This window comes from Stenotrophomonas sp. 2619 (genome assembly GCF_040548725.1).
Lineage (GTDB): Bacteria > Pseudomonadota > Gammaproteobacteria > Xanthomonadales > Xanthomonadaceae > Stenotrophomonas > Stenotrophomonas maltophilia_AP.
On record NZ_JBEPSF010000006.1, the window covers coordinates 144,870 to 171,771 of the forward strand.

Consider the following 26,902-nt stretch of genomic DNA (forward strand, 5'->3'; position numbering starts at 1 on the left):
CGGGGTCTACCTCGGCAGGAAGAAGGCCGGCCATCGTGGGCCGGCCGCGGAATCAGAATACCTGCGGCGGCTCGCCGCCGACGATCACCACGTCGGCCGGACGCCGCGCGAACAGGCCCACGCTGACCACGCCGGGCAGCTGGTTGAGCTCGCGCTCCAGCTTGACCGGGTCGGTGATCTGCAGGTGGTGGATGTCCAGGATCACGTTGCCGTTGTCGGTGACCACGCCTTCGCGCCAGGCCGGCTGGCCGCCGGTCATGTCCAGGATGCGGCGCGCGATCAGGCTGCGGGCCATCGGGATCACTTCCACCGGCAGCGGGAAGCGGCCCAGTACCGGCACCTGCTTGCTCGGGTCGATGATGCACACGAAACGCTCGCTGGCCTCGGCGATGATCTTTTCGCGGGTCAGCGCGGCGCCGCCGCCCTTGATCAGGCACTTGTTGCCGTCGCACTCGTCGGCGCCGTCCACATACAGCGACAGGTTGCCGGTGTGGTTGAGCTCCATCACCTCGATGCCGTGCGACTTCAGCTGGGCGGTGCTCTGCTCGGAGCTGGACACGGTGCCCTTGATGCGGTGCTTGATGCGGGCCAGGCCGTCGATGAAGTAGGCAACGGTGGACCCGGTGCCGACCCCGACGATCATGCCGTCTTCGACGTATTCCAGGGCTTTTTCAGCAGCCAGGCGCTTGGCTTCGGACATGGCGGGCAACTCTATGAGGGAAAGGGGGAATCAGTGTTTTTCAAGCGACAGCAGCAGCTTCCACTGCGCAGCCGTGACCGGTAGGATCGACAGGCGGTTGCCGCGCGCGGTGAGCGGGAACCCTTCGCCCAGCGCATCTGCGTGCAGCTTGATTTCGTCCAGCGAAATGGTCGCGCGCAGTTTGCGCTCGAAGGCCACGTCCACCAGCATCCAGCGCGGTTCTTCGCGGGTGGCCTTGGGGTCGTGGTAGTCGGACGTGGGGTCGAACTGGGTATCGTCCGGGTAGGCCTCGCTGGCCACCGTGGCAATGCCGACGATGCCGGGCACCTTGGTATTGGAGTGGTAGAACAACACCCCGTCGCCGACCTTCATGCCGTCGCGCATGAAGTTGCGCGCCTGGTAGTTGCGCACGCCGTTCCAGGGCTCGCGGCCCACGCGCTGCAGATCGTCGATGGAAAAGGCGTCCGGTTCGGACTTCATCAGCCAGTAGCGCTTGCGTGCGGTCATGCGTGATTTCTATCGCGGTAGGTCGCGGCCGTCGGCCGGTACGGGAACAAGGGTGGAGAGGTCGGTGCAGATCGCATCCACCGCGACATCCCAGGGCTGTACCGGCAGGTCATCGACCTGCTGCACCGAGAAGCCGACCCCCACCAGCCACGGCGGTGCGGGGCGCTGGTGGCGGAAAGCGAAGCTGCGATCATACCAGCCGCCTCCCATGCCCAGGCGCCGGCCCTGCGCATCGAACCCGACCAGCGGTGCCACCACCAGCGCCATCTGCTCCGGCGCCAGGGTGGCTTCCAGTGCGATGTCGGGTTCGGGAATGCCGTAGCGGTTGGCGGTCAGGGGCTGGCCCGGTCGCCAGGGGGCGAAGCGCAGCGTGTCACCGGCCAGGATCGGCAGGCAGTACTGCAGCGCGTGCGGCAGCTGCATCTGCCAGCGGTGCAGGGCGATTTCGCCATCCATCGCCCAATAGCCGGCTACGAAACCGTGGGCAGGGGCGAAGGGAAGCTGGAGCAGGCGATCGGCCAGAAGGTCGGCGGCGGCCAGGCGCTGCGCGGCGGGGATGTCTCGGCGGCGTTGGCGCAGCTGCTGGCGCAGTGCGGAGCGCGGGTCGGTCATGCCTGGGTCCGGGGCGTGGTGCGGGCGCGGATAAAACAAGAGCGACGTCCCGGTAGGGGCGTCGCTCTTGCAGGAATACTGCATTCTCCGCGGTGACGATGCGTGCGAAACGACCTTGAACCCGGGGTTCAAGTGGGTACGCTGGGGTTCCTTCGGGCTTCCCGCTACAAGGCGGACTTGCACTCCCGGCGCCGTCGCGCACCCGTGGTCGTAATTAAGGGACAAGGCGAATGTTTGCACACGCCGTCGTTCACAGCAGAGAACGCGTCGCCATTATAGCCAAGCGCGCGCCGAGGGATAGGCCGTTCGTCGGTCGGATTGCAGCTGAATTCAGATCGATGAAGGCCATGCGATGGCCTTGTGCAATGAAACCTGCCGTGGAACATCGGTAGAGCCGACCGTTGGTCGGCTGCCTGACTCACGCCCCGTCGATCGCCCGATCCAGCCGCCGGTTCAGATCGGCCAGGGTCTGCTGCAGCGCGACGCCCTGGCGCGCGTGTTCATCGCGCAGTTGCTGCAGCTCGTGGGCCAGGTTCAAGGCGGCCAGCACGGCCACCCGGTCCACGGCAGCCATGCGGTTGCTGCCACGGATCTCGCGCATCTTCGCGTCCAGCAGCCGGGCGGCGGCGGTGAGGATTTCTTTCTCTTCCGGGCCCACGCCCACCGTGTATTCACGGTCCAGGATGCGGACACTGACCGGTTCGGTCTGGCTCATGTGTGCTGCTCCAGGGACTTGAGGCGGGTGATCATCGCTTCGACCCGGGAGCGGGCCTGTTCGTTCTTGGCCAGCAGCTGCGAGCGCTCGGCCACCAGCTGTTCCTGCTGATGGCGCAGGCTGCGGTTCTCCTCGGCCAGGCGCTGGTTGCGTTCCAGCAACGCCTCCACCCGGGCGGCGAAGGCCTGCAATTGGGTGATGGCGTCGGAAGGTTCCATGCCCGGCACGATAGGCAAGGGCGGTGGAGCCGGTCAAGCGAATAATGACGGGGGCTGCGACGGGGCCCGGATTGCCCCCGCAACGCCTGCCCGGGAACGCGATGGCAACCCGACGGCCACGGGCGGATTGCTACACTGTGACGCTGCCAGAGCGCCGCCCCCGGCGGCCCCGGCGCCTTTTTCCGATCGAGCCCCAAGATGACCGAACTTCCGAGTGTCGATGACGTAAACAAGGCCAGCCAGGCGTTGGGCCTGGGCGCCAATGCCGCCGAACTGCATGGCGGACTGTGCGGCTGGCTGTCTGCCGGCGGTGCGCCCGTGCGCGAATGGCCGGCCCGGGTACTGGCCGATGACAACCTGCCGCTGCCCAGTGAGGACGATCCGCTGTCGCAGCTGCTGCAGGCCAGCGTGGCGCAGCTGGAAGACCGCGACTTCGCGTTCGAGCTGCTGCTCAGCGACGCCAGTGACACCGCCGCGCAGGCCGATGCGCTGTTCACCTGGGCGCGCGCCTTCCTGGGCGGCTTCGGGCTGGGCTCCGGTGGCCGTCGCCCGACGCTGTCCGAAGAGGGCGAAGAAGCACTGAACGACCTGGCCAAGCTGGCCCAGGCCTCCAGCGAAGACTTCGAAAGCGGCAACGATGATGACGAAGACGCGCTGGCCGAGATCGAGGAGTTCATCCGCGTGGCGGTGCTGCTGCTGCACGGCGACTGCGTGATGGCCGCGCGCCACCGGCAGCGCCTGAACTGAGATGGATATCCGGCAGCTGACCGGCATCTCCGCCGCCGAATACTCCCGTCGCCGCCAGCAATTGATGGAAATGGCCGGCGACGACGCGATCCTGGTGCTGCCCGCCGCCGCCGAGCGGGTGCGCAGCCTGGATACGCATTTCCCGTTCCGCCAGGACTCGGACTTCTGGTACCTCAGCGGCTTCCCGGAGCCGGACGCGGTGCTGGTGCTGATCCCCGGCCGGCGCCACGGCGAGGTGATCCTGTTCTGCCGTGAGCGCGACGCCGACCGCGAAGCGTGGGACGGCGCGCGTGCCGGGCAGGAAGGTGCGGTGTCGCAGTACGGGATGGACGATGCGTATCCCATCGACGACCTCGACGATATCCTGCCCGGTCTGCTGGAAGGGCGCTCGCGGGTGTACTACCACTTCGGCCGCGACGCGGAGTTCGACCTCAAGCTGATCGGCTGGGTGAACCGGGTGCGCTCGCAGGTCCGGCATGGCGCGCAGCCGCCGCATGAATTCCTGGAGCTGGGCCACCTGCTGCACGAGCAGCGGCTGTTCAAGTCCACCGCCGAGATCGCGCTGATGCAGCGCGCCGCCGATATCAGCGTGCAGGCCCACCGGGTGGCCATGCGGGTGGCGCGGCCGGGCATCCACGAATACGAACTGCAGGCCGACCTGGAGCGCGAATTCCGGGCCAATGATGCGTGCGCGGCGTACTCCAGCATCGTCGGTGCCGGTGCCAACGGCTGCATCCTGCACTACCGCGACAACAACGCGCGGTCGCGCGACGGCGAGCTGGTGCTGATCGATGCCGGCGCCGAGTACCGCGGCTACGCCAGCGACATCACCCGCACCTTCCCGGTAAACGGGCGCTTCAGTGCCGAACAGCGCGCGCTGCACGATCTGGTCGGGGCGGCGCAGGCGGCGGCGTTGGCGCAGGCCAGGCCGGGCAACGCGTATGAAGCCGGGCACCTGGCGGCGGTGGAGACCCTCACCGAAGGCCTGCTGCGCCTGGGGCTGCTCAAGGGCAGCGTGGAAGAGAACATCGCCGAGGGCCATTACCAGCGGTTCTACCGGCACAAGACCGGGCACTGGCTGGGGCTGGACGTGCACGACGTGGGCGATTACCGGCTGGCGGGCGACTCGCGCATGCTGGAACCGGGCATGGTGTTCACCATCGAACCGGGCCTGTATGTCTCGGCCGATGACCGCAGCGTGGAAGCGCGTTGGCGCGGCATCGGCATCCGCACCGAGGATGACGTGCTGATCACCGAGGACGGGCACCAGGTGCTGACCGCGGCGCTGGCGCGCAGCGCCGATGAGATCGAAGAGGAAATGGCGGCCCCGTAGCGCCGGGCTCTGCGCGGCTGCGCGTGGTCCGGCACCGCGTGCAGCCACCCATGGGGTGGCTCTACCGTCGGCCCCGTAGCGCCGGGCTCTGCCCGGCTGTGCGTGGTCCGGCACCGCGTGCAGCCACCCATGGGGTGGCTCTACCGTCGGCCCCGTAGCGCCGGGCCCTGCCCGGCTGCGCGTGGTCCCGCATCGTGCGCAGCCACCCATGGGGTGGCTCTACCGTCGGCCCCGTAGCGCCGGGCTCTGCCCGGCTGTGCGTGGTCCGGCACCGTGTGCAGCCACCCATGGGGTGGCTCTACCGCCGTCAGTCGGCCGCGGCGAACGCCGGGCGGGTGAGGTTGTCGGCATCGCCGTCGGTGCACAGCACTTCGTCTTCGATGCGGATGCCGCCGTAGGGACGGAAGAAGTCGACGCGGTTCCAGTCGATGCTGTCGCCGTTGCCGGCCTGCTTCACTTCGTCCAGCAGCATGTCGATGAAGTACACACCCGGTTCGATGGTCACCACCATGCCCGGCTCCAGCACGCGGGTCAGGCGCAGGTACGGGTGGCCCTGCGGGCGTTCGATGCGGCCGCCGCGGTCGCTGGCGGCGAACCCGGCCACGTCGTGAACCTGCAGGCCGATCAGATGGCCCAGGCCATGCGGGAAGAACGCCGCGCTGACGCCGGTGGCCAGGGCCGCTTCGGGCGACACCTTGAGCACGCCGAAGTCCTTCAGGATGCCCATCAACGACAGGTGCGCGTCCACGTGCAGCTGCTTGTAGTCCACCCCGGCACGCACGCCGGCGGCCATCTGCTGCTGGGCCGCGTCGACCGCGTCGATCATGGCCTGGAACTCGTCATGGCCGGCGGCGGCATAGGTGCGGGTGATGTCGCTGGCATACCCGTACGCGCTGGCACCGGCATCGATCAGGAAGCTGCGCAGCGGGTTCGGTGCGCTGCGGCCCAGGTCGGTGTAGTGCAGCACCGCGGCATGTTCATTGAGGCCGATGATGTTGCCGTAGGGCAGTTCATTGGCGTCCTGGCCCACCGCGCTGCAGTAGGCCATGTGGATCTCGAACTCGCTGGCGCCGGCGCGGAACGCGGCTTCGGCGGCGCGGTGGCCGCGCACGCCCAGACGCTGGGCCTGGCGCATCAGTGCGATTTCATACGGGGTCTTGTAGCCGCGCTGCCAGTCCAGGTAATCCAGCACCGGCGCGGGATTGTTCGGCACGAACGCGCCCAGGGCGCTCTGCGGCTCGCCCAGGATCGCGCAGCGCGCCGGGTCCTTGGGCAGCAGCGCCAGGGCATGCTCGGCGCTGCGGATGATCTCGATGTTGACGTGCTCCACCCACCAGCCGTTGGGGGCATCGGGCACCACGTGCCAGTAGTCGAACGGCTGGAAGAAGATCAGCGTCGGGCGCTGGCCGGGGGTGTACACCAGCCAGCTGTTGGGCAGCTTGGTCAGCGGCAGCCACGCCTTGAAGTTCGGGTTGACCGCGTAGGGGTAGTCGCGGTCGTCGAACGCCTGGTAGTGCTGGGTGCCGCTGGGAATCACCAGGTGGTCGAAACCGCCGCGCGCCAGCGCTTCATCGGCACGCTGGCGCAGCACGCTGACGTGATGGGAGTACAGGGCGCCAAGGTCAGGTTGGTTCATCGCGGAGGCTCGTTGGGCAGTGCGGAGTGCAGCCCATGATTCTGCCGCAATCACGCCCGTCGCGCTGTGCCGGAACCGGCACTCAGACCGCCGAAGTTTCCTGTGCGATCCACGCCCGCAGCCATTCGCGGTGCTCGCGGCTGAGGGTGATGAATCGGAAGCCCACCCAGGCCTGGCCGGGGGCATGGGTCTGCTCGCTCCACAGCTGGTGCGCGCCGACGTCCAGGGCAACAGGCTGTCCGTTCGGACCGGGAATGGCGAACTGCAGCTGGTACAGCGCGTCGTCGTGCATCGGTGCCGAAGCCAGCATGAGCATGCCGGTTTCGGAAATATTGCCGAGCCGTCCCACCACCGCTTCGGCCAGCATGTCGGTGACAGGCACCAGTTCGGCCACCTGGCGGCGCGGCGCGCGGCGGGTATCGGTATCGGCAGTCATGGTGCGGTCTCTGCGGCAGGGCCGGGGCCGGCCAGCGAACGCAGCGTGCGCAGCGTCGCCTGCCAGGCGCGGTCGATCAGGCGGCTCTTGTCTTCGTTGACGAGGCGCACCTGGCCATGCGCCATCAGACGGGCCAGCGCGTCGAGCGAATGTTCGCCCACCTTCTGGCCGCGCGGATTGACGAACAATGCGTTGTCGGTCAGCAGGCTGTACCACGACAGCCGCTGGCGGCGCAGGTCGCCCTGCTGGTTGGTGGTGAATTCGAACCAGGTGCCGAACGGCAGCGTGCGCAGCTGGCGATAGCAGTCTTCCTCGGCCAGGCTGCGTGCCAGCGGCGCGACCTTGCGCGGCTCATGGCCCTCGCCCTGTTCGCCCAGGCGGGTGCGGGCACGGATCCGCGCGGTCAGTTCGGTGCGCGAACTGCCTTCATCTTCGCCGCCCGGGGAGGACAGGCGCCGCGCGATCGCGGCCGCTTCGTCCTGGTGGTAGCCCACCTGCAGCAGCGCGGCTTCCACCTGGCCGCCCAGATCGGCATCGCTGGGCGCGGTGCCCGGCGGCTGGCAGGTCACTTCGGCGATCCGGGCGGTTTCCTGCTCGCGCTGCTGCCATTGTTCGGAGCCTTCGCCATGCCGAAGCAGGGTAAGGGTGAGCACGTCCGACCACGCCTGCTTCAGCAGCGACTGCACGAAGCGCGGGGGTTCGGCGTGCGCGCACAACTGTTCGATGCTGGCCCCGGCCTGCTGTTTGGCCGACTCCAGCCGCTCCTTGCCGCGCGCGGCTTCCACATGGCGGCGCTCGGCCAGTTCGGCCTTGTGCGCCAGTGCGCGGAAGTGCTGCTGGATGTCTTCGTTGGCGGCCTCGAACACCGCCGCGTCGCCCTGGTAGTCGTCCACCACCTGGTCCACGGCGCGCCCCAGCTTCTGCACCAGCTGCGGATCGACGTCGTCTTCGCCCAGCCAGTTGGCGCCTGCTTCGGCCACGGCGTTGAGCAGTTCCCGCGCGGGGTGCTGGTCGCGCACGAAGAACGCCGGGTCGGACAGGGCCGCCCGTGCCACCGGTACCTGCAGGCGCGCCAGCAGGTCGGCGGCGACCGCGTCCGGGCGCACTTCGCGCTGGATCTGCCCGTACAGCATGTCCAGCAGGTCGAAGGTGTCGCTGTCCTTGACCGTCAAGGCGGCCTGCGCGCCATGGTCGGCGCGCATCTGGGCCAGCAGCGCGTTGTGCAGGTCGGCCATGCTGCGCCGGGCCGTGCCGGTGCCCGCGCTCTGGGCCTGCAGTTTGGCCAGGGTGGCATGGACCGATTCGCTGGCCACCGCTACCGGCGGGCCGGCAGGAGGGGCGGGGCTGGCCGCCGTCGGAACGCCCGGCAACGCCACGGCGCCGTTTGCCGCCGCGGCGCTGCTGCCGGTTGCAGCGCCAGCACTGCCGGTCGCCCCGGCAAGGCCATTGGCGCTGGCCTGGCGCGCGGCGTCGAGCAGCTGGTGCAGGGCGGACATGGCGGGCGCCGACAGATCCTGCGGCGCGGCGCCTGCGGCCGAAACGGGTGCGTCACGTGCGGCAACGGCGGGCGCAGGCGGGCCGGGGCGCAGCGAGGCGGGCAGGTCGCCCATCGCCTCGCTGGTCATCGCCGCCCAGGCGCTGTTGCTGGCCGATCCGCTCCAGCCGGTCAGGGGGCGATTGACCTTGCCGCCTTCACGGGGCGGCGCGCTGCGTTCGGCGCCGGTGACGATGCGCCGGGTCGTGGCCGACCGCGCAAGGTAAGGGGTGTAGACCAGGCCGGGCAGGATGCCTTCGTGGCCCAGCAGGATATTGGCGCGCTCCAGCAGTTCGCCCAACCGGTCGATCAGCTGGCGGTCGAACACGCGGTACAGCGCCAGCTGGGTTTCCAGCCCCAGCGCGAAACGTTCGCCCAGTTCCCGCACGATCCGGCACAGCACGTGCGGGCCGAACGGCAGGTCTTCGACATCGAACTCCGGGCCGGCGGCCAGCACCGCGAAGCGTTGCCCCAGCAGCTGCAGAGCGCTGGCCGAGCGTTGCGCCTCGCGGCGGATGATCTCCACCAGCACGATGTCGCGGTCGATGTCGGTGTCGGCGACCAGGGTCAGCGTACTGGCGGTGAGGGTGCTGGCCGCCGGGGTCGGCACATGGCGCACGCGCGGCTCGCGCAGTTGGGCCAGGGCCTGCCCCAGTGCGTCCAGGAACAGCGGGGCGAACTGTGCGTTGACCTCGTGCAGGCGCCGGGTCTGTGCGTAGATGTCGGCCTGGATCTGGCTGTTGCGCGCGCGCTCGGCATCGCGGAACAGCTCGCGTTCCAGTTCGACGATGGTCAGCTTCAGCGGGGTGGCCAGGGTCTGCGCGGCCAACGCATGCAGCGACGCCAGCAGGCGGCGCACGCGCGGCGGCGCGGCCACGTGGGCGAAACGGGCCGGGTCGGTCTGGGACGATGAAGGTGCGGACGCAGACATCCGTTGTGGTTCCGGCTCACCTGAGAGTAAGGAATCTAACGGTTTCGCGGTGTCCCCGCCAGAAGGGATCCCCCGACACCCAGGCGCGGTAGCGCCGACCGTTGGTCGGCTGCCGTGCTGGCGTTGCAGACCTGCGCGGGGAACAGACGACCAGCGGTCGGCGGGGGCGCCATGTGTCGCGCAGCCGACCGACGGTCGGCTCTACGGCCCGGTTCGGTTCGCCGGGCAGCCGACCAACGGTCGGCTCTACGTGGGGAGGAACAGTTCGACCACGTCGTTGGTGAAGCGCCGGCCCAGCTCGGTGGGGCGGGCGTGCTCGCCGTCCAGGGTCATCCAGCCGCGCTGGATCGCTGCCTGCAGCGGCACGGCGATGCTCGCGCGCTCCAGCCCGGTGCGCGATTCGAAGTCCTTCAGGGTGAACCCTTCGTGCAGGCGCAGCAGGTTGAGCATGTACTCGAACGGCAGGCGCTCGCCATCGATTACGTCATCGCCGCCGATCGCCGCGGCCGTGCCGGCAGCATCCATGAAAGTCTGCGGGTGCTTGTGCTTCCAGCGCCGCAGCACGTGCTGCTCGGCACCGCTGCTGATCTTGCCGTGCGCGCCCGCGCCGATGCCCAGGTAGTCGCCGAAGCGCCAGTAGTTCAGGTTGTGCGCGCTCTGCCGGCCTGGCTTGGCGTAGGCGCTCACTTCGTACTGGGCGTAGCCGGCCTCGGCCAGCAGCGCCTGGCAATGCTCCTGGATGTCCCACGCCGAATCCTCGTCGGGGATGCCCTGCGGCGGCCGCGCGAAGAACACCGTGTTCGGCTCCAGGGTGAGCTGGTAGTGCGACATGTGCGTGGGCTGCAGGGCGAATGCGCGTTCCAGGTCATGTTCGGCCTGGGCCAGCGTCTGCTGTGGCAGCGCGTACATCAGGTCGATGTTGAAATTGTCGTAGCCCGCATCCTGGGCCAGCTTCACTGCACGCTCGGCTTCACCACTGTCATGGATGCGGCCCAGGCGCTTGAGCGCCTCATCGTTGAAGGTCTGGATGCCGAAGCTGATCCGGTTCACCCCGGCCGCGCGGTAGCGGTCGAAACGGCCGTGCTCGGCAGTACCCGGATTGGTTTCCAGGGTCACTTCCAGGTTCGGCGCAAAGCGCAGCCGCGCCGATGCCGCCTGCAGGAAGCGGTCGATCGCCTCGGGCGGGAACAGGCTGGGCGTGCCACCGCCGAAGAACACGCTGCTCACCACCCGGCCCCAGACCAGCGGCAGGTCCTGGTCCAGGTCGCGGATCAGGGCGTCGATGTACGCCTCGAACGGCAGTTCACCCTTGGCCGCGTGCGAGTTGAAATCGCAGTACGGGCATTTGCGCACGCACCACGGCAGGTGCACGTACAGCGCCAGCGGCGGCGGAATCAGCCGCGGCGCGTGATCGTGGTCGCCGGTGCAGACGTCACCGGGCGCGTGGGAGCAGTGGTCGTGTGGCTGGGCCATGGCAGTCAAGGGTAGTGCCGGCCGCTGGCCGGCTCTCCAGGAAGAATCAGGGGGGACATCACAGCAACGCGGGCAGTTTCTGCTTGAGCAACTGCAGCGCCAGCGCGCGATGGCTGATGGCATTCTTCTGCGCCGGGTCCATTTCCGCCGCCGTCAGGCCGTGCGTCGGGTCCAGGAACACCGGGTTGTACCCGAAGCCGTTGCTGCCACGCGTTACGTCCAGGATCACCCCTTCCCAGCTGCCTTCGCAGATCAGCGGCTGCGGGTCGTTGGCGTGGCGCAGCAGCACGATCACCGCGTAGAAGCGGGCGGTGCGGCGGTCGGCGGGAACCTCGCGCAGCGCGTCGAGCAGCTTGGCATTGTTGGCCGCATCGTTGGTCGGGCTGCCCGCATAGCGCGCGCTGTACAGGCCGGGCGCGCCGTCGAGCGCATCCACGATCAGGCCCGAATCGTCGGCCAGCGCCGGCAGGCCGGTGACGGCACTGGCATGGCGCGCCTTGATGAGCGCGTTCTCGACGAAGGTCAGGCCGGTTTCGGGCACGTCACTGACGCCCAGCTCGCCCTGCGCCACGATCTGCAGCGGCAGGTCGCCGAGCATGGCCTGCAGTTCCTTCAGCTTGCCGGCGTTGCCGCTGGCCAGTACCAGTGTCTTCATTTCGGCTCCAGCAGGTCCCAGGTGTTGCCATACAGGTCGCGGAACACCGCCACGGTGGCGTACACCTCTTCGCGCGGGCTTTCCAGGAATTCCACGCCACGCGCGGTCATCGCGGCGTGGTCGCGCCAGAAATCGTCGGTGTTCAGGAAGAAGCCGACGCGGCCGCCGGTCTGGTTGCCGATCCGGCTGCGCTGCTCATCGGTACTGGCACGCGCCAGCAGCAGGGCCGCGGCGCTGCCGTCGGCCGGCCCCACCACCACCCAGCGCTTGTCGCCCTGGTCGATGTTGTCGATCAGGGCGAAACCGAGCATGCCCGTGTACCAGGCAATGGCCTCGTCGTAGTCGGCCACCACCAGGGTGGTCAGCGCGATGCGGCGGTTCATGCAGACGCCAGGGCGGCCTGCTGCGCCGCGAACAGATCCTTGATGCCCTTCTCGGCCAGCACCAGCAGCGCGTCCAGCTCGTCGCGACGGAACGCGTGGCCTTCGGCGGTGCCCTGCAGTTCGATGAAGCCGCCGCCGTCGTTCATGACCACGTTCATGTCGGTGTCGCAGTCACTGTCTTCGGCGTAATCCAGGTCCAGCACCGGCGTGCCGCGGTACACGCCCACCGACACCGCCGCCACCGCGCCGAAGATCGGGTTGCGCTTGATGTCGCCGCGCTTGAGCAGGAAGTTCACCGCGTCCACCAGCGCCACGTAGGCACCGGTGATGGCAGCGGTGCGGGTGCCGCCATCGGCCTGCAGCACGTCGCAGTCCAGGGTGATGGTGCGTTCGCCCAGGGCGCCGCGGTCGATGCAGGCGCGCAGGGTGCGGCCGATCAGGCGCTGGATTTCCAGGGTGCGGCCCCCCTGCTTGCCACGCGCCGCTTCGCGGTCGTTGCGGGTGTGGGTGGAGCGCGGCAGCATGCCGTACTCGGCGGTGACCCAGCCTTCGCCCTTGCCACGCAGGAAGCCGGGCACGCGGTTTTCCACGCTGGCGGTGCACAGCACGCGGGTTTCACCGAAGCTGACCAGCACCGATCCCTCGGCGTGACGGGTGAAGGCGCGCTCGATGCGCACTTCGCGCAGCTGGTCGGCCTGGCGGCCGCTGGGACGGGTGTCGGACATGCGTTGGGGTTCCGTGGAAGCTGGGGGAACGCGACCATGCCCGCACCCCGAAGGGGCAGGCAGGGAGGCTCGAATGAGACCGCTAGGGTACCATTCCCCCTTTGGGAACATCGGAAACCCACCATGATTCGAAGCATGACCGCCTATGCCGGCGGCGAGCGCGCCACCCGCTGGGGCACGCTGGCCTGTGAGCTGCGCTCGGTCAACCACCGGTTCCTGGAGGTGGGCGTGCGCCTGCCCGACGAGCTGCGTGCGTTGGAACCGCAGCTGCGCGAGCGCGTCGCTTCCCGCTGCAGCCGCGGCAAGATCGACCTGGTCATGCGCCTGCGCGCGCCGGAGGTCACCGGTGCACTGGTGGTCAACGACGTGCTGCTGGCCCAGCTGGGCGAACTGGCCCGCCGCCTGGCGCCGGGCTTCCCCAGCCTGCAGGTGAGCTTCACCGAACTGCTGCAGGTGCCGGGCGTGATGCAGGGCGAGGCGGTGGATGCCGCCGCGCTGCATGCCGAGGCGCTGGCGCTGCTGGATGCCACCCTGGACGGCTTCGTGGCCGCGCGCGAGCGTGAAGGCGACAAGCTGGCCGCCGCCATCCAGGAGCGCGTGGACGGGGTGGAGCGCATCGCCGCCGAGGTCACCACGCTGATTCCGCTGATCCGCGAGGGCCAGCGCACCAAGCTGGCCGCGCGCCTGGCCGACCTGCCGCACCCGGTCGACCCCGGTCGGGCCGAGCAGGAGCTGGTGATGTGGCTGCAGAAGCTGGACGTGGATGAAGAGCTGGACCGCCTGGGCAGCCATATCGTCGAAATCCGCCGGGTGTTCACCCAGCGCGAGCCGGTCGGCCGCCGCCTGGACTTCCTGCTGCAGGAGTTCAACCGCGAAGCCAACACGCTGGGCTCCAAGTCGGTGGACAGCCGCACCTCCAATGCCGCCGTCGAGCTGAAGGTGCTGATCGACCAGATCCGCGAACAGGTGCAGAACATCGAATGAGCAGCCAGCCCATGCCCGCCGGCGCGCCTGCGCGCGGCACCCTGTACATCGTGGCCGCGCCTTCCGGGGCCGGCAAGAGCAGCATCGTCAATGCCACGCTGGCACGCGACCCGCAGATCGCCCTGTCGATCTCGTTCACCTCGCGCGCTACGCGCCCGGGGGAGATCAACGGCGAGCACTACCATTTCGTCAGCGCCGAGGAATTCGAGCGGATGATTGCCGCCGGCGACTTCTTCGAACATGCCTGGGTACATGGCGACTGGAAGGGCACCGCACGGCAGTCGGTGGAGCCGCAGCTGGCCGCCGGCCAGGACGTCCTGCTGGAGATCGACTGGCAGGGCGCCCAGCAGGTCCGGCAGCTGGTGCCCGGCACGGTGACGGTGTTCATCCTGCCGCCGTCCAAGCAGGCGCTGCAGGACCGCATGCGCAAGCGCGGCCAGGACAGCGAGGCGGTGATCGCCCAGCGCCTGTCCGCCGCGCGTGAAGAGATGCTGCACTTCAACGACTTCGACTACGTGATCGTCAATGAGGTGTTCGAGACCGCAGTGGACGAGCTGTGCGCCATCTTCACGGCCAGCCGGCTGCGCCGGGAGGCCCAGAAGGTCCGCCACGCGGGCCTGATCCAGGCCTTGCTGACCCAAGACGCGGCCCCAACTGACTGATTCCAAACGGGGTGCTAGCGGGTTGGCTTGATTTTGTCCAGCCCCCGCCGGTACAATCCGTCCCCTTTCCCTCATTCGATTGAGCAGCCCTCACCGGCTGCCGGGAGCCCGCATGGCCCGCATCACCGTAGAAGATTGTCTGGAAGTCGTGAACAACCGTTTCGAACTGGTCATGATGGCGTCCAAGCGCGCCCGTCAGCTGGCCAATGGCGTCCAGGCCACCCTGGACAACAGCGAAACCGAAGACAAGCCGACCGTGCTGGCGCTGCGCGAAATTGCCGCCCGCAAGATCGACAACGCCCTGATCGACGAAGTCGAGAAGGCCGAGCGCGAGCGTGCCGAGCGTGAAGCACTGGAATGGGCCGCTGCCGAAGTCGTCGCCGACGAAGACATGTCCAAGAACGACGACTGATCGCATCGCGCGAACCGGTTGTGGTTGCACGAACAGCCCGCCTTGGCGGGCTGTTCTGCGTCTGGACCCCGGAAAACACCGGCACGCAATGACGCACGTTGATCGTTCCAACGCCGGTAGGCAACGACCGTGGGTCGTCGCACCGCCCTCCGATCCCTGTTCAGATGTTTGCCGTTATCCCGCCGCTGGAATAGTCTTCCAGCATGAACCCAGGCCCCACTGCCAAGGTCGCCTCGCCCCCCGGCGCGGCCGTACCCGACTATGTCCTCCAGCTCGAACGCGCAGCGCATTACCTGCCGCCCGAGCAACTGCCGTTGCTGCGCCGTGCCTGGGAAGTGGGTGCCTCCGCGCATGCCGGGCAGACCCGCAAGTCCGGTGAGCCCTACATCACCCATCCGGTGGCCGTGGCCCAGGTGCTGGCCGAGCTCGGCCTGGACGTGGAAGCGCTGATCGCCGCGATCCTGCACGACACCATCGAAGACACCCCGCTCACGCGCGAGGAACTGGCCGCCGAGTTCGGCGAAGCCGTGGCCGAACTGGTCGACGGCGTGACCAAACTCGACAAGCTGAAATTCCGCGACCGCCAGGAAGCGGCCGCCGAAAGCTTCCGCAAGATGTTGCTGGCGATGTCGCGCGACCTGCGCGTGATCATGATCAAGCTGGCCGACCGCCTGCACAACATGCGCACGCTGGGCGCGCAGAGCCGCGAAGCGCGCGGCCGCATTGCCCGCGAAACGCTGGAGATCTACGCCCCCATCGCGCAGCGGCTGGGCATGAGCCTGGTCAAGAGCGAGCTGCAGAACCTGGGCTTCAAGGCGCTGTACCCGTGGCGCCACGCCATCCTGGAAAAGCACATCCGCAGCCAGCCGGTGGTCCGCCGCGAGGCGATGGCGCAGGTGGAAGTGCAGCTTTCCCAGCGCCTGGCCAAGGAAGGGCTGGAGCACCGGCTGGTCAGCCGCATCAAGACCCCGTGGAGCATCTACAACAAGATGCACGACGAGAACAAATCCTTCGACCAGGTGATGGATGTCTTCGGCTTCCGCCTGGTCGTGCGCAGCGTGCCCAATGCCTACCACGCACTGGGCGCGGTGCATGCCACCTTCAAACCGCTCGACGGGCGCTTCCGCGATTTCATCGCGATTCCCAAAGCCAACGGCTACCAGTCGCTGCACACGGTGCTGTTCGGGCCGTACGGGTCGCCGATCGAAGTGCAGATCCGCACCGAGGAAATGGACCTGATCGCCGAGCGCGGCGTGGCCGCGCACTGGACCTACAAGTTCGGCGGCGACTCGCCCAACAGCGCGCAGAGCCGCGCGCATGCCTGGATCGTGGAACTGATCGATTCCCAGCGCGCCGCCGGGTCGTCGCTGGAGTTCCTGGACAACGTCAAGGTCGACCTGTTCCCGGACGAGGTGTACCTGTTCACCCCGAAGGGCAAGATCCTGGCCCTGCCGCGCAATTCCACCGCGCTCGATTTCGCCTATGCGGTGCACACCGACGTGGGCAACATGGCCGTGGCCTCGCGCGTGGACAAGAAGCTGGTGCCGCTGCGCACCAAGCTGGTCAGCGGGCAGACGGTGGAAGTCATCACCGCGCGCTCGGCCACGCCCAAGCCGCAGTGGCTGGAGTTCGTGGTCAGTTCCAAGGCGCGTACCGCGATCCGCCACCAGCTCAAACAGCTGGAGCACGAAGACGCGGTCCAGTTGGGCCACCGCATGCTCGACCGCGCGCTGGAGGCGATGGACAGCTCGCTCGAACGCCTGCCCAAGGGGCGCCTGGATGCGTTCCTGGCCGAGCACCGCTACCCCCGCCTGGAGGCCCTGCTGGCCGAAGTGGCGCTGGGCAACTGGATGCCCAACCAGGCCGCGCAGGCGCTGATGGCCTACGCCGAGCTGCGGGGCGGCGCGCATTCCAAGCATTCGCAGGAAAAGATCCTGATCAACGGCAGCGAGCGCGGCGTTGTCAGCTTCGCCAACTGCTGCCAGCCGATTCCGGGCGACGACATCATGGGCTACCACACCGCCGGCAAGGGCATCGTGGTGCACCGCATGGATTGCCCGAACCTGGCCGAACTGCGCAAGTCGCCCGAGCGCTGGGTACCCATTGGCTGGGACACCACCGTGTCCGGCGACTACGACACCTCGCTGGTGGTGGAAGTGGAGAACGGCACCGGCGTGCTGGCCCAGCTGGCCGCGGCGATCGCGCAGAGCCACTCCAACATCGAGCGCGTGGACTACCTCGACCGCGATTTCAACGCGGCGGTACTGGCCTTCAACATCCAGGTCCGCGACCGCAACCACCTGGCCGAGGTCATGCGCAGGCTGCGGCGGCTGTCGGTCGTGCAATCGGTTCGCAGGCAATAAACCGCGTTCCGTAGAGCCGACCGTCGGTCGGCTGCACGGACACCGCGCGGCGATGATCACCCTACCGAGGTAGAGCCGACCGTTGGTCGGCTGCCTGCACACCCTGCGGCGATGATCGACATGGTCGGCCAGCCGACCAATCGTCTTCGTCATTCTCCGGCCAGCCGACCAACGGTCGGCTCTACCTGAGATTTCGGCGTCGATGGCGGCGTTGGATGCGTCTGCGGGGACGGCGGGTCCGGCGGTACAATGGTGGGCCCACTTTTGTTCCCCGGAGCTCCCATGTCCCGCCAGATCATCACCAGCGCCAACGCCCCGGCCGCGATCGGTCCGTATTCGCAGGCCGTACGTGCCGGCAACACCGTGTACTTCTCCGGCCAGATCCCGCTGGACCCGGCCACCGGTGACATCGTCGGTGCCGGCGATATCGAAGCGCAGGCCCGTCGCGCCTTCGACAACCTCAAGGCCGTGGCCGAAGAAGCCGGCGGTTCGCTGGACCAGATCGTCCGCCTTGGCCTGTACCTCACCGACCTGGCCGAGTTCGCCAAGGTCAACGCGGTCATGCAGGATTACTTCAAGGCCCCGTTCCCGGCCCGTTCCACCATCGAAGTGTCCGGCCTGCCCAAGGGCGCCAACTTCGAGGTTGATGCGGTGATGGTGCTCGACCAGGCCTGACGTGGCACGGTCACGGGCTCCTGCACCGGCCCTGGCCGCGGCCGGGGAAGCATCGTTGTCGATGCTTCCCGGGATCGGTCCGGCGGTGGCCACCAAGCTGGAGGCCCGTGGCCTGTCCTCGCTGCAGGACCTGTGGCTGCACCTGCCCCTGCGGTACGAAGACCGCACCCGGCTGACCACCATCGCCCAGTTGCAGCCCGGCGTGGCCGCGCAGGTGGAAGGGCGGGTCAGCGCGGTCGAGCGCGGCTTCCGGGGCCGCCCGGTGCTCAAGGTCGCCATCGAGGACGACTCCTACGGCACCCTGGTGCTGCGCTTTTTCCATTTCCGCTCGCAGCAGGTGGCGCAGTTCGCCGTCGGCGCGCGCATCCGCTGCTATGGCACCGCCAAGCCCGGCCATACCGGGCTGGAGATCGTCCACCCCAGCTACCGGGTGATGGGCGTCAACGACGATGACGATCTCGGCGACAGCCTCGACCCGGTCTACCCGGCCATCGAAGGCGTCGGCCCGGCCACCCTGCGCAAATTCATCGGGCTGGCGCTGGACCGGTTGCCGGAAGAATCCACGCTGGAACTGGTGCCGCCGGGCTGGTTGGCGGGCATGGGCCTGCCGTCGTTGCGCAGCGCGCTGCTGACCGTGCATCGGCCGCCGCCGAATGCCGACCTGGCCGCGCTGGCCGCCGGCCGCCACCCGGCACAACGACGCCTGGCCATCGAAGAGCTGCTGGCCCACCACCTCAGCCTGCGCCGCCAGCGCATGGCCCTGCAGGCGCACCACGCGCCGTCGCTGCGCGGGCCGGGCGTACTGGTCAGGCAGCTGCGCGACAGCCTGCCGTTCCAGCTCACCGGCGCGCAGCAGCGCGTGTTCGAACAGATCCGCAAGGACCTCATCAAGGCGCACCCGATGCTGCGCCTGGTGCAGGGGGACGTGGGGTCGGGCAAGACCGTGGTGGCCGCCCTGGCGGCGATGCTGGCGGTGGAGCGGGGCAAGCAGGTCGCGCTGGCCGCGCCCACCGAACTGCTGGCCGAGCAGCACCTCAACAACCTGCGCGCCTGGCTGGAACCGCTGGGCGTGCGCACCGCCTGGCTGGCCGGCAAGGTCACCGGCAAGGCGCGCACCAAAGTGCTGGCCGACGTGGCCTCCGGCGACGCGCAGGTGGTGGTCGGCACCCATGCCCTGATGCAGGACAGCGTGGTGTTCAAGGACCTGGCCCTGGCCATCGTCGACGAGCAGCACCGCTTCGGCGTGCACCAGCGCCTGGCCCTGCGCGACAAGGGCGCGGACGGGCGCAGCGTGCCCCACCAGCTGGTGATGACCGCCACCCCGATCCCGCGCACGCTGGCGATGTCCGAGTATGCCGACCTGGATGTGTCGGCCATCGACGAACTGCCGCCGGGCCGTACCCCGGTGCAGACCGTGGCGTTCAACAACGACCGCCGCCCCGAGCTTATCCAGCGCATCGCCGTGGCCTGCGCCGAGGGGCAGCAGGTGTACTGGGTATGCACGCTGATCGAGGAAAGCGACGAACTCGATGCCACCCCGGCCCAGGCCACCTTCGAATCGCTGCAGGCGCTGTTGCCGGGCGTGCGCGTGGGCCTGGTGCACGGGCGGCTCAAGGCCAGTGAAAAACTCGCCACGATGGTGGCGTTCAAGGCCGGTCAGCTCGACCTGCTGGTGGCCACCACCGTGATCGAAGTAGGCGTGGACGTTCCCAATGCCTCGCTGATGATCATCGAAAACGCCGAGCGCCTTGGCCTGGCCCAGCTGCACCAGCTGCGCGGGCGGGTAGGGCGCGGCTCGGCCGTGTCGCGTTGCGTGCTGCTGTACCAGGCGCCGCTCTCGGCCATGGCGCGCGAGCGGCTGGAAACCATGCGCCAGACCAACGACGGTTTCCTGATCGCCGAAAAGGACCTGGAGCTGCGCGGCCCCGGCGAACTGCTCGGCACCCGCCAGACCGGCCTGGCCGCGTTCCGCATGGCCGACCTGGCCCGCGACGCGGACCTGCTGCCGGGCGTGCACGACCTGGCCGAGCGGCTGCTGGCCGAAGCGCCGGAGGTAGCCGACAAGGTCGTGCGCCGCTGGATCGGCACGGCCGTGCGCTACGCGGCGGCGTAAAGCAGCGCCGAAACGGCCCATCCGGTCGTGGGCGGGCCGATCGACGCGGCACCATTCAACCCTGTACCGACCAACGGTCGGTACCCACCTGCGCCCGAGCGCCCCCGCCTTGTATTTGTCATGACAGGGTGCGAAAGTCCCTTGCCGATTATCAAGACGGCAACGATGACCAAGAAGATTCCGCTGTTGATCGACACCGATCCGGGTGTCGATGACGCCCTGGCCCTGTTGATGGCCTTCGCCGATGAGCGCCACGATATCGTCGGCCTGACCATCGCCGCCGGCAATGTCGGCCTGGACCACACCGTGCGCAACGCGCTCAAGCTGTGTGAAGTGGCCGGCCGTGACGACGTGCCGGTGTACGCCGGTACCGCCGACCCGCTGCTGCACCCCTCCGTCGACGCGGCCCACGTGCATGGTGCCGACGGCTTTGGCGATGTGAACCTGCCGGCCGCCAAGCGCCAGGCCGAAGCCGAGCACGCCGCGCTGGCCATCCTGCGCCTGTCGCACCAGTACGCCGGCGAGCTGTTCCTGGTCGCCCTGGGCCCGCTCACCAACCTGGCCCTGGCCCTGAAGCTCGACCCGACCCTTCCGCAGCGCGTGAAGCGCTTCCTGGTGATGGGCGGGGCAGTCACCTGCCACGGCAACATCACTCCGGCGGCCGAGTTCAACATCGCCTTCGACCCGGAAGCGGCGCACGTGGTGTTCACCGGTTTCCCGCACATCGAAGTGGCCGACTGGGAAGCCACCGTCGCCCACGGCCTGCTGCACGCCGACGTCGAGAAGTGGCTGGCCGCCGACACCGACAAGGCCCGTTTCTATGAGCTGATCTCGCGCCAGACCCGCCTGTGGTCCGAAGACAGCCGCGGCGAGCGCTGGTTCGCCGCCGACGCCCTGGCCATGGCCTGGGCGCTGCAGCCCGAAGGTGCCCTGCGGGTCGAATCGCGTCCCCTGAACGTCGAACTGGCCGGCGTGCACAGCCGAGGTGCTACCATTGTCGACTGGAACCGCCAGACCGGGCAGCCGGATAACACCCAGCTGCTGATGGCCTACGACCAGGGGCGTTTTGAAGCCCAGGTCCGGGCGGCACTCGGCGTCTGACGACGCCGCTGCGGCGGACCTTTCGCACGGTTGATGGTCCCGGCTTGCCCTTTGCGGCATCCGGGGCTATAATGCCGCTCTTGATCACCAGCCCTTATTACGGTGCGCGCCCATGAAGGCCGATACTCATCCTGTTTACCGCGACGTGGTTTTCCACGACGTTACCTCTGATTTCAAGATCCTGACCCGTTCGACCATGTCCGCCAAGGAAACGGTCAAGTGGGAAGATGGCAACGAGTACCCGCTCGTCAAGGTTGAAATCTCCTCGGCTTCGCATCCGTTCTACACGGGCAAGCACAAGGTGATCGACACCAGCGGCCGTATCGACAAGTTCCAGAAGCGCTACGCGCGCTGAGTTGTCGCTGCAGTTGCACGAAAACAACGGTCGCCCTGGCGGCCGTTGTTTTTTTGTGTCCGCTCCAGGGCGGTGAACTGAACGCAGGCCAAGCGGTGTACCGGTGCCTGCGGAACGCTGTGTCCGGACGATGTTGTCCGCATGCGCCGCCGGGCCTTGCCGTTGCTGGCCGCGCGCACCATACGCAGGCCCGTACCCGCGTCTACGACTTCCGTCCTAGGGCGGCAGAAATGTTGCTGTGCGATAATGGCGGGATCCACGATAACGATCGTGGACTTCCTTCACGTGCCTGCCCCATGCGCTTGGGTGGGCGCCTTCCCTCGAGGAGCGCACACAGTGTCCGATCTTGATCAGGTCACGCTCAACGCCGGCGAAAAGTCGGTTGTTTTGCCCGTCATCAAACCTACGCTCGGCAACGATTGCGTCGATATCTCGAAGCTGACCAAGGAAACCGGTCTCTTCACGTACGACTCCGGCTTCACCGCCACCGCCAGCTGCAAGTCCGCCATCACCTATATCGACGGTGACAAGGGCGTGCTGCTGTACCGCGGCTATCCGATCGAGCAGCTCTCGGAAAAGTCCAGCTACGTCGAAGTGGCCTACCTGCTGATCAATGGCGAGCGTCCGAGCGCCGAGCAGTTGAAGGCCTTCACCGACGAGCTGGCTGCTGAAGCCAACGTCGATGCGTCGATCAACACGCTGATCGCCAGCTTCGCCAAGGATGCCCATCCGATGGCCATCCTGACCGCCGCCATCGCGCAGCTGTCGGGTATCTACCACGCCTCGCTGGACCTGTCCGACGCCGAACAGCGCCGCCAGGCCGCCGTGCGCCTGATCGCCAAGGTGCCGACCCTGTCGGCCCTGATCTACCGCCATGGCAAGGGCCTGCCGGCCAACACGCCGGACACCTCGCTGGACTACGTCAGCCGCTTCCTGAAGCAGACCTTCGAATCGGCCGACGGCCAGTACGAACTGAACCAGGATGTGGTCAAGGCACTGGATCTGCTGTTCATCCTGCACGCCGACCATGAGCAGAACGCCTCGACCTCGACCGTGCGCCTGGTCGGTTCGACCGGTGCCAACCCGTACGCGTCGGTCGCCGCTGGCGTCACCGCGCTGTGGGGTCCGGCCCACGGCGGTGCCAACGAAGCCGTGCTGAAGATGCTGGAAGAAATCGGTTCGGCCGACAACGTCGAGTCGGCCGTGCTCAAGGCCAAGGACAAGACCTCCGGCTTCCGCCTGATGGGCTTCGGCCACCGCGTGTACAAGAACTTCGACCCGCGCGCCAAGGTCATCGGTGAGATGACCGGCAAGGTGCTCAAGCAGCTGGGCGTGCAGGACCCGCTGCTGGACGTGGCCGTCAAGCTGGAACAGGCCGCGCTGCAGGACGACTACTTCGTCGCCCGCAAGCTGTACCCGAACGTCGATTTCTACAGCGGCATCATCTACAAGGCGCTGCAGATCCCGACCGAAATGTTCACCGTCATGTTCGCCCTGGGCCGTACCTCCGGCTGGGTCGCACATTGGCTGGAACAGCAGGTCGATCCGGAAATGAAGATCGGTCGTCCGCGCCAGGTCTACACCGGCAGCGACGTGCGCGACTACCAGGGCTGATCGTCCCGGTAACGCGTGTTGAAAGGCGCCCCGCATTGCGGGGCGTTTTTTTTGTTCTTCGCCCATCTGCGGGAGCTTCGTGTTGCAAGGGCCGTCGCAGAGTGAGCACGACGCTACCGGGATGGCCGAGGGGTACGGGCGCCCTTTCGCTCGGCTGTCGTCTCCGATCAGGCGGGTCGCGCGAGTGAGGGCCCCGTAGCAGTCGGTAGGCCCCTGGCGCAAATGTCCCCCGGCCGCGTCGCGGCCTCCTCCTTTACTTTGCCCAGGAGCCTACCGGCTGCTACGGGGCTCTGCTTGCGGTAAGCAGCGGGCGCCGGGCTCTTGGTGCTGTCGGTGGGTCGGGCGCTGGGCCCCCATGCCCTTGGAGGCGAAGTAAAGGGGGAGGCGTCGGCCGCAGGCCGACGCCGGAGGACATTCGCCGGAAAGGGCATGGGGGCCCAGCGCCCGACCCGCCGACGGCTGCGCCTGAAAAGCGTCAAGGCACGTTTGTGCGTACCCGCAGATGGGCGAAGGACCTTTTTTTTGCGAGGGGTGTCTGTTGCCGCCGGTGCCCCTGGGCAGCCACCCATGGGGTGGCTCTACCGTTCTGACGATGAACGGGACCTGCGGGGGTGGGGCGGTGCGGTGACGTTTTCGTACTTATTGCATGGGTCTATCGGGCTCTACGGAACAGGCTTGTTACATCAATCAAGCCATACCGAAAGGAGACCGACCATGAAGCGCTACCTGCTGATTCCCCTGCTGGTTGCCCCCGTTGCCCTGCATGCCAGCGACGCCCTGGCTGGCTACACCGGGCCGGGGGCCACCGCGGTCGCCACCACCGTGGCGCAGGCGCGCCAGCAGCACGACGACCATGCGGTGCTGCTGCTGGGCCATCTGGTCGCCAAGGTCGGCGATGAACGCTACCGCTTCCGCGACGCCACCGGCGACATCGAGGTGGAGATCGACGACAAAGACATGCCGCACCAGGCCATTGGCGCGGCCACCACAGTCGAGCTGTTGGGCAAGGTGGACACGCACCGCTTCAAGGCCACCGATATCGAGGTGAAGCGCGTGCAGGTCCTGCCGCCGCGTTGACCCCCGCCTGTCCGTTTGCGCAGATCGCCGTGCTCGCCGCCCACGCCGGCGCGTGAATGTGAGAACGCCGGCCGAACGGAACTGTGCGTACGCACCCAGAATCAAATGTTGAATAGGCAGCCAAGTGATTTGGGCATTGACGCGCCCAATGGCCGGGCGGACGCTCTCGTCGCATCCTGCGGCTGCTGCGCAGCGGGGGTGACCAGGACCGGGCCGACACAGGCATGTTGCCGACCCGCCGCCGATGCATGAGGCATCCGGAACGCAGGGGGTTGTGATGGGGATGAAGTCGCAACAGCGGTAACCGAACCGACCGGTGCCAGCGTCTCGTAGGCGCACCGGGTCGGGCAGTCGAACAGGTGGATGCAGGCAAACGATCGCGCGTCGTTGCGTACCGTCGTGGGCGATGACACATCGCACGGCGACGCAGCGCTGTCGCCACCGTGTCCATGCACCAGCGCAACGCACAGGTTGACGATGACGTGGCCGCCATGGGCGGACGCAGGACGCCGTGCGCCCTGTGTTCCTGCCCGGGGCGCATCGCCGGAAGCAATGCCCGCTGGGCCACAGGCAGACGCTGCTGTTCCTTCCAACGGAAATGGAGACGCACACATGGCTGTCCAGACCGAGTTCGTACAGAAACTGCTTTCCGACGCTTCCTTTGCCGAGCAACTGCGCAGCCAGGCAGTGGCTGCGGTGCTGGGTGGGCAGGAAAGTGCCGCCTGGAAAACCTATTTCGGCGGTCAACACTTCGCCGCGATGGCAACCGACCCGCACAAGCTGCAGGCACTGGGCGCAAAAGCGGGGGCGGCGGCATGCACCTGCAACAGCACCACCGTGACCACCACCACCAGCCCGATCTGCACCGGCACCACCACCACCGGGTCGGGCTGAGCACCCTGGCATTCGCTGAAGTCGGCCAACATCCTGCGATGCGCAGCCCGCCGTGCGGACGCCATCGCCCACGTGTTCCAGGAGGAAGTGAAGATGTCGCTCTCACAGAAGACCAGTGAAATCGTGCAGAAGGCGCTCGACGACAAGGGGTTCGCCGACCAGTTGCGTACCCAGGGCCTGCAGGCCATCCATGCCGGCGCGGGCAGCACCGAATGGAAAACCTACTTCGCCCAGTTCGCCTCTTCGCCGGAGGAACTGCAGGCGCTGTCCGGCGGCGGTGCATCGGTGGCGGCCTGTACCTGCCACAGCCGCACGGTAACCACCACCAGCACACCGCTGTGCACCACCACCACCACCACGACCAGCAGTTGACCAGCACCGTCGCGCTGGCGACGGAACGGGTGCGCCGGTAGCCGGCAGGGGCCGGCGCACTCCCCTGGACCCGTTTTCCATGGAGGCATGCCGTGCAGGATCTCGATACCGTAGCTCCACAGGCGCCCGCCGCAGGCCGCCACGAACAGGATTGGCGTGCGCTGGTGGACCAGTACCTGCCGGTCGTGCCAGGCAAGAGTGGCTGGCGCTACTGCCCGCCGCAGGTCGCCCATCCCGCGCAGGGCTGGAAGTTGCACATCTCGGCCACACTGCCCAACGCAATCGACGTGTTCCGACGCTGCGCGCCCTTGCTGGCCGCACGCGGCGTTGCATTCAAATCGGTCAAGACACTGAACATTCTGGGGCGGCTCAACAGCGCCATCCCGTTCGGCTTCAGCCAGATCGGCAAGTTCATTACCGTGTATCCGCGCGATGCCGCGCAGGCCGTCGAACTGGCCGAGTTGCTCGACCAGGCCACGCAGGGACTGGGCGCGCCTGCCGTACCGTTCGATCGTCAGTTGCGGCCGGGCAGTGCGGTGTTCTTCCGCTACGGCGCGTTCGGCCACGAGGAAGTGGAAACCGACGATGGCACCCGGGTCAGCGCCGTGCGCATGCCCAGCGGCGAACTGGTCCCGGACCTGCGCGAGCCCGGCAAGGCGGTGCCCGATTGGATCGAGTGCCCGTTCCACACACCCGTCGAGACGGCATCGCTACCCACGCCGCTGCAGACCCGCTTCCTCTGCTACGAAGCATTCATGCAGCGCGGCAAGGGCGGCGTCTACCGGGCGGTGGACATCCACTGCTCGCCGGCGCGGCTGTGCGTGGTGAAGGAAGGTCGCCGCCATGGCGAAACCAACTGGCATGGCCTGGACGGCCGAAGCTTCGTCGAGCGCGAAGAGGCGTTCCTGCGTGCGATGGACGGGCTGCCGTTCGCCCCACCCGCGGTGATCGACGCGTTCTGCATCGGCGAGCACCGCTATCTGGTGATGGAGCACATCGACGGTGAGCCACTGCTGCAGGCCTGCGCCGATCCGCAGAAGAAGATCCCGCTGGCCGACGCACTGGCCTATGCCGCCGGGGTGGCGCGGCTGGTGGCAGAACTGCATGCGGCCGGATGGGTGTGGCGTGACCTGAAGCCGGCCAACCTGCTGGTGGATCGCAGTGGCCGCCTGCGCCCGGTCGACTTCGAAGGCGCGTTGCGTGCCGATGAAACCAGTGACACCCCATGGGGTACCCCCAGCTACATGCCGCCGGAGGCCAAGCGTGGCGCGTTCGCAGGCACCCACCAGCGCGAAGATCTTTACGGACTCGGCGCAACCATCCACCAACTGTTGACCTCCTGGCTGATGCATCGCGATGAGGCCGATCCTGCCGCCCAGGCAAGCGTGGAGCAGCGCCCCACGCTGGGTCGCCTGCGCAAGGGCGTGCCCGCGCACGTGCGCACACTGGTCGCGCAGTTGATGGATGCGGACCCCGCGCGGCGCCCGATGGCGGCAGTCGTGGCGGCGGACCTGTCGCGCTATGCGGTGCCGGCGCTGCCCGTGCCCGTGCCGGCTGCGCGCGATTCGGCGATGGTGCGGCGCGTGCGCGAAAAGATGTGGAAGGACGTGCAGGAAATGCTGCTGGACGAGCCGGTGTTGATGGAGGCGTGAGCGGCGTGGTTGCCGGCCAGACC

27 protein-coding genes and 1 other RNA gene are annotated in these 26,902 nt (G+C 67.9%); 15 read left to right on the forward strand and 13 right to left on the reverse strand.

From position 1 onward, the window contains the following. Positions 1–52: 52 nt before the first annotated feature. From rpiA to ABIA71_RS08170, 6 genes are all read right to left on the reverse strand, one after another. Positions 53–700: a ribose-5-phosphate isomerase RpiA gene (gene rpiA, locus ABIA71_RS08145; RefSeq protein WP_128097348.1), complete on the reverse strand. Its 648-nt coding sequence runs from the start codon at positions 698–700 to the stop codon at positions 53–55. Positions 701–730: 30 nt separating this feature from the next. Further along, a complete protein-coding gene (locus tag ABIA71_RS08150) occupies positions 731–1,207 on the reverse strand; it encodes an EVE domain-containing protein (RefSeq protein ID WP_128097347.1) in 477 nt (158 codons plus the stop codon). 9 nt (positions 1,208–1,216) lie between these two features. Continuing rightward, entirely contained in the window at positions 1,217–1,819 is a 603-nt protein-coding gene (locus ABIA71_RS08155) for a 5-formyltetrahydrofolate cyclo-ligase (protein WP_354284615.1), read from the reverse strand. Between the two features lie 80 nt (positions 1,820–1,899). Then, positions 1,900–2,084, reverse strand: a non-coding RNA gene (gene ssrS, locus ABIA71_RS08160) — 6S RNA. Between the two features lie 153 nt (positions 2,085–2,237). Then, entirely contained in the window at positions 2,238–2,534 is a 297-nt protein-coding gene (locus ABIA71_RS08165; RefSeq protein ID WP_038686480.1) for a cell division protein ZapA, read from the reverse strand. Further along, positions 2,531–2,752: a TIGR02449 family protein gene (locus ABIA71_RS08170; RefSeq protein WP_038686482.1), complete on the reverse strand. Its 222-nt coding sequence runs from the start codon at positions 2,750–2,752 to the stop codon at positions 2,531–2,533. The genes ABIA71_RS08165 and ABIA71_RS08170 overlap by 4 nt, the downstream gene beginning before the upstream one ends. A 198-nt stretch (positions 2,753–2,950) precedes the next feature. Here ABIA71_RS08170 and ABIA71_RS08175 point away from each other — a divergent pair, with 198 nt between their 5' ends. After that, positions 2,951–3,499, forward strand: a complete 549-nt coding sequence (locus ABIA71_RS08175; protein WP_354284618.1) for a UPF0149 family protein — start codon at positions 2,951–2,953, stop codon at positions 3,497–3,499. A 7-nt stretch (positions 3,500–3,506) separates the two neighbouring features. Then, positions 3,507–4,832 carry an aminopeptidase P N-terminal domain-containing protein gene (locus ABIA71_RS08180; protein WP_354284704.1) on the forward strand — a complete coding sequence of 442 codons (1,326 nt, stop codon included), beginning with the start codon at positions 3,507–3,509 and terminating at the stop codon, positions 4,830–4,832. A 307-nt stretch (positions 4,833–5,139) separates the two neighbouring features. Here ABIA71_RS08180 and pepQ read toward each other — a convergent pair whose 3' ends face one another. The 7 genes from pepQ to rph form a co-directional block, all read right to left on the reverse strand. After that, a complete protein-coding gene (gene pepQ / locus ABIA71_RS08185; RefSeq protein ID WP_354284620.1) occupies positions 5,140–6,468 on the reverse strand; it encodes a Xaa-Pro dipeptidase in 1,329 nt (442 codons plus the stop codon). Positions 6,469–6,550: 82 nt separating this feature from the next. Further along, positions 6,551–6,904, reverse strand: coding sequence for a PilZ domain-containing protein (locus ABIA71_RS08190; protein WP_354284622.1), 354 nt, complete (start codon positions 6,902–6,904; stop codon positions 6,551–6,553). After that, complete coding sequence (locus tag ABIA71_RS08195) at positions 6,901–9,369, reverse strand: DUF1631 domain-containing protein (protein WP_354284624.1); 2,469 nt, start codon at positions 9,367–9,369, stop codon at positions 6,901–6,903. Before ABIA71_RS08195 ends, ABIA71_RS08190 begins: the two co-directional genes overlap by 4 nt. Before the next feature lie 246 nt (positions 9,370–9,615). After that, entirely contained in the window at positions 9,616–10,842 is a 1,227-nt protein-coding gene (gene hemW / locus ABIA71_RS08200) for a radical SAM family heme chaperone HemW (protein ID WP_354284626.1), read from the reverse strand. Positions 10,843–10,900: 58 nt separating this feature from the next. Continuing rightward, the gene (gene rdgB, locus ABIA71_RS08205) at positions 10,901–11,497 is read right to left on the reverse strand and encodes an RdgB/HAM1 family non-canonical purine NTP pyrophosphatase (RefSeq protein WP_354284628.1); all 597 of its coding nucleotides are present in this window, start codon (positions 11,495–11,497) and stop codon (positions 10,901–10,903) included. Beyond that, positions 11,494–11,880, reverse strand: a complete 387-nt coding sequence (locus ABIA71_RS08210; RefSeq protein ID WP_354284630.1) for a VOC family protein — start codon at positions 11,878–11,880, stop codon at positions 11,494–11,496. Before ABIA71_RS08210 ends, rdgB begins: the two co-directional genes overlap by 4 nt. Further along, positions 11,877–12,605, reverse strand: a complete 729-nt coding sequence (gene rph / locus ABIA71_RS08215) for a ribonuclease PH (protein WP_128098123.1) — start codon at positions 12,603–12,605, stop codon at positions 11,877–11,879. The genes ABIA71_RS08210 and rph overlap by 4 nt, the downstream gene beginning before the upstream one ends. 123 nt (positions 12,606–12,728) lie before the next feature. Here rph and ABIA71_RS08220 point away from each other — a divergent pair, with 123 nt between their 5' ends. The 13 genes from ABIA71_RS08220 to ABIA71_RS08280 all read left to right on the forward strand — a co-directional run bounded on the left by ABIA71_RS08220 (position 12,729) and on the right by ABIA71_RS08280 (position 26,879). Continuing rightward, positions 12,729–13,589 (forward strand): YicC/YloC family endoribonuclease, encoded by an 861-nt coding sequence (locus ABIA71_RS08220; RefSeq protein WP_038686490.1) that lies wholly within the window; start codon positions 12,729–12,731, stop codon positions 13,587–13,589. Further along, positions 13,586–14,251, forward strand: coding sequence for a guanylate kinase (gene gmk / locus ABIA71_RS08225; RefSeq protein WP_128098124.1), 666 nt, complete (start codon positions 13,586–13,588; stop codon positions 14,249–14,251). The genes ABIA71_RS08220 and gmk overlap by 4 nt, the downstream gene beginning before the upstream one ends. Before the next feature lie 112 nt (positions 14,252–14,363). Next, positions 14,364–14,663 carry a DNA-directed RNA polymerase subunit omega gene (rpoZ, locus tag ABIA71_RS08230; protein WP_005410877.1) on the forward strand — a complete coding sequence of 100 codons (300 nt, stop codon included), beginning with the start codon at positions 14,364–14,366 and terminating at the stop codon, positions 14,661–14,663. 203 nt (positions 14,664–14,866) lie between these two features. Beyond that, complete coding sequence (locus tag ABIA71_RS08235) at positions 14,867–17,026, forward strand: RelA/SpoT family protein (protein ID WP_128098125.1); 2,160 nt, start codon at positions 14,867–14,869, stop codon at positions 17,024–17,026. 282 nt (positions 17,027–17,308) lie between these two features. After that, on the forward strand, positions 17,309–17,701 hold the full coding sequence (locus tag ABIA71_RS08240; protein ID WP_038686492.1) for a RidA family protein: 393 nt from the start codon (positions 17,309–17,311) through the stop codon (positions 17,699–17,701). A 1-nt stretch (position 17,702) separates the two neighbouring features. Then, positions 17,703–19,814, forward strand: coding sequence for an ATP-dependent DNA helicase RecG (gene recG / locus ABIA71_RS08245; RefSeq protein ID WP_354284634.1), 2,112 nt, complete (start codon positions 17,703–17,705; stop codon positions 19,812–19,814). 165 nt (positions 19,815–19,979) lie between these two features. Further along, positions 19,980–20,915, forward strand: a complete 936-nt coding sequence (locus tag ABIA71_RS08250) for a nucleoside hydrolase (RefSeq protein ID WP_102788190.1) — start codon at positions 19,980–19,982, stop codon at positions 20,913–20,915. Positions 20,916–21,027: 112 nt separating this feature from the next. Then, entirely contained in the window at positions 21,028–21,270 is a 243-nt protein-coding gene (locus ABIA71_RS08255; RefSeq protein WP_038686500.1) for a type B 50S ribosomal protein L31, read from the forward strand. A 246-nt stretch (positions 21,271–21,516) separates the two neighbouring features. Further along, entirely contained in the window at positions 21,517–22,884 is a 1,368-nt protein-coding gene (locus ABIA71_RS08260) for a citrate synthase (protein ID WP_502961216.1), read from the forward strand. A 714-nt stretch (positions 22,885–23,598) separates the two neighbouring features. Next, the gene (locus ABIA71_RS08265; protein WP_354284639.1) at positions 23,599–23,961 is read left to right on the forward strand and encodes a NirD/YgiW/YdeI family stress tolerance protein; all 363 of its coding nucleotides are present in this window, start codon (positions 23,599–23,601) and stop codon (positions 23,959–23,961) included. A gap of 612 nt (positions 23,962–24,573) precedes the next feature. Further along, positions 24,574–24,855, forward strand: a complete 282-nt coding sequence (locus ABIA71_RS08270) for a hypothetical protein (RefSeq protein WP_128097592.1) — start codon at positions 24,574–24,576, stop codon at positions 24,853–24,855. Between the two features lie 93 nt (positions 24,856–24,948). Continuing rightward, on the forward strand, positions 24,949–25,227 hold the full coding sequence (locus ABIA71_RS08275) for a hypothetical protein (protein ID WP_354284641.1): 279 nt from the start codon (positions 24,949–24,951) through the stop codon (positions 25,225–25,227). A gap of 92 nt (positions 25,228–25,319) precedes the next feature. Further along, positions 25,320–26,879, forward strand: coding sequence for a class III lanthionine synthetase LanKC N-terminal domain-containing protein (locus ABIA71_RS08280; protein ID WP_354284643.1), 1,560 nt, complete (start codon positions 25,320–25,322; stop codon positions 26,877–26,879). Positions 26,880–26,902 lie beyond the last annotated feature (23 nt).

What these genes read in the sequence shown, in the direction of transcription:
- rpiA (WP_128097348.1), bottom strand. Translation starts at nt 700, where the DNA reads ATGTCCGAAGCCAAGCGCCTGGCTGCTGAAAAAGCCCTGGAATACGTC.
- ABIA71_RS08150 (WP_128097347.1), bottom strand. Translation starts at nt 1,207, where the DNA reads ATGACCGCACGCAAGCGCTACTGGCTGATGAAGTCCGAACCGGACGCC.
- ABIA71_RS08155 (WP_354284615.1), bottom strand. Translation starts at nt 1,819, where the DNA reads ATGACCGACCCGCGCTCCGCACTGCGCCAGCAGCTGCGCCAACGCCGC.
- ABIA71_RS08165 (WP_038686480.1), bottom strand. Translation starts at nt 2,534, where the DNA reads ATGAGCCAGACCGAACCGGTCAGTGTCCGCATCCTGGACCGTGAATAC.
- ABIA71_RS08170 (WP_038686482.1), bottom strand. Translation starts at nt 2,752, where the DNA reads ATGGAACCTTCCGACGCCATCACCCAATTGCAGGCCTTCGCCGCCCGG.
- ABIA71_RS08175 (WP_354284618.1), top strand. Translation starts at nt 2,951, where the DNA reads ATGACCGAACTTCCGAGTGTCGATGACGTAAACAAGGCCAGCCAGGCG.
- pepQ (WP_354284620.1), bottom strand. Translation starts at nt 6,468, where the DNA reads ATGAACCAACCTGACCTTGGCGCCCTGTACTCCCATCACGTCAGCGTG.
- ABIA71_RS08190 (WP_354284622.1), bottom strand. Translation starts at nt 6,904, where the DNA reads ATGACTGCCGATACCGATACCCGCCGCGCGCCGCGCCGCCAGGTGGCC.
- ABIA71_RS08195 (WP_354284624.1), bottom strand. Translation starts at nt 9,369, where the DNA reads ATGTCTGCGTCCGCACCTTCATCGTCCCAGACCGACCCGGCCCGTTTC.
- hemW (WP_354284626.1), bottom strand. Translation starts at nt 10,842, where the DNA reads ATGGCCCAGCCACACGACCACTGCTCCCACGCGCCCGGTGACGTCTGC.
- rdgB (WP_354284628.1), bottom strand. Translation starts at nt 11,497, where the DNA reads ATGAAGACACTGGTACTGGCCAGCGGCAACGCCGGCAAGCTGAAGGAA.
- ABIA71_RS08210 (WP_354284630.1), bottom strand. Translation starts at nt 11,880, where the DNA reads ATGAACCGCCGCATCGCGCTGACCACCCTGGTGGTGGCCGACTACGAC.
- rph (WP_128098123.1), bottom strand. Translation starts at nt 12,605, where the DNA reads ATGTCCGACACCCGTCCCAGCGGCCGCCAGGCCGACCAGCTGCGCGAA.
- ABIA71_RS08220 (WP_038686490.1), top strand. Translation starts at nt 12,729, where the DNA reads ATGATTCGAAGCATGACCGCCTATGCCGGCGGCGAGCGCGCCACCCGC.
- gmk (WP_128098124.1), top strand. Translation starts at nt 13,586, where the DNA reads ATGAGCAGCCAGCCCATGCCCGCCGGCGCGCCTGCGCGCGGCACCCTG.
- rpoZ (WP_005410877.1), top strand. Translation starts at nt 14,364, where the DNA reads ATGGCCCGCATCACCGTAGAAGATTGTCTGGAAGTCGTGAACAACCGT.
- ABIA71_RS08235 (WP_128098125.1), top strand. Translation starts at nt 14,867, where the DNA reads ATGAACCCAGGCCCCACTGCCAAGGTCGCCTCGCCCCCCGGCGCGGCC.
- ABIA71_RS08240 (WP_038686492.1), top strand. Translation starts at nt 17,309, where the DNA reads ATGTCCCGCCAGATCATCACCAGCGCCAACGCCCCGGCCGCGATCGGT.
- ABIA71_RS08250 (WP_102788190.1), top strand. Translation starts at nt 19,980, where the DNA reads ATGACCAAGAAGATTCCGCTGTTGATCGACACCGATCCGGGTGTCGAT.
- ABIA71_RS08255 (WP_038686500.1), top strand. Translation starts at nt 21,028, where the DNA reads ATGAAGGCCGATACTCATCCTGTTTACCGCGACGTGGTTTTCCACGAC.
- ABIA71_RS08260 (WP_502961216.1), top strand. Translation starts at nt 21,517, where the DNA reads ATGGCGGGATCCACGATAACGATCGTGGACTTCCTTCACGTGCCTGCC.
- ABIA71_RS08265 (WP_354284639.1), top strand. Translation starts at nt 23,599, where the DNA reads ATGAAGCGCTACCTGCTGATTCCCCTGCTGGTTGCCCCCGTTGCCCTG.
- ABIA71_RS08270 (WP_128097592.1), top strand. Translation starts at nt 24,574, where the DNA reads ATGGCTGTCCAGACCGAGTTCGTACAGAAACTGCTTTCCGACGCTTCC.
- ABIA71_RS08275 (WP_354284641.1), top strand. Translation starts at nt 24,949, where the DNA reads ATGTCGCTCTCACAGAAGACCAGTGAAATCGTGCAGAAGGCGCTCGAC.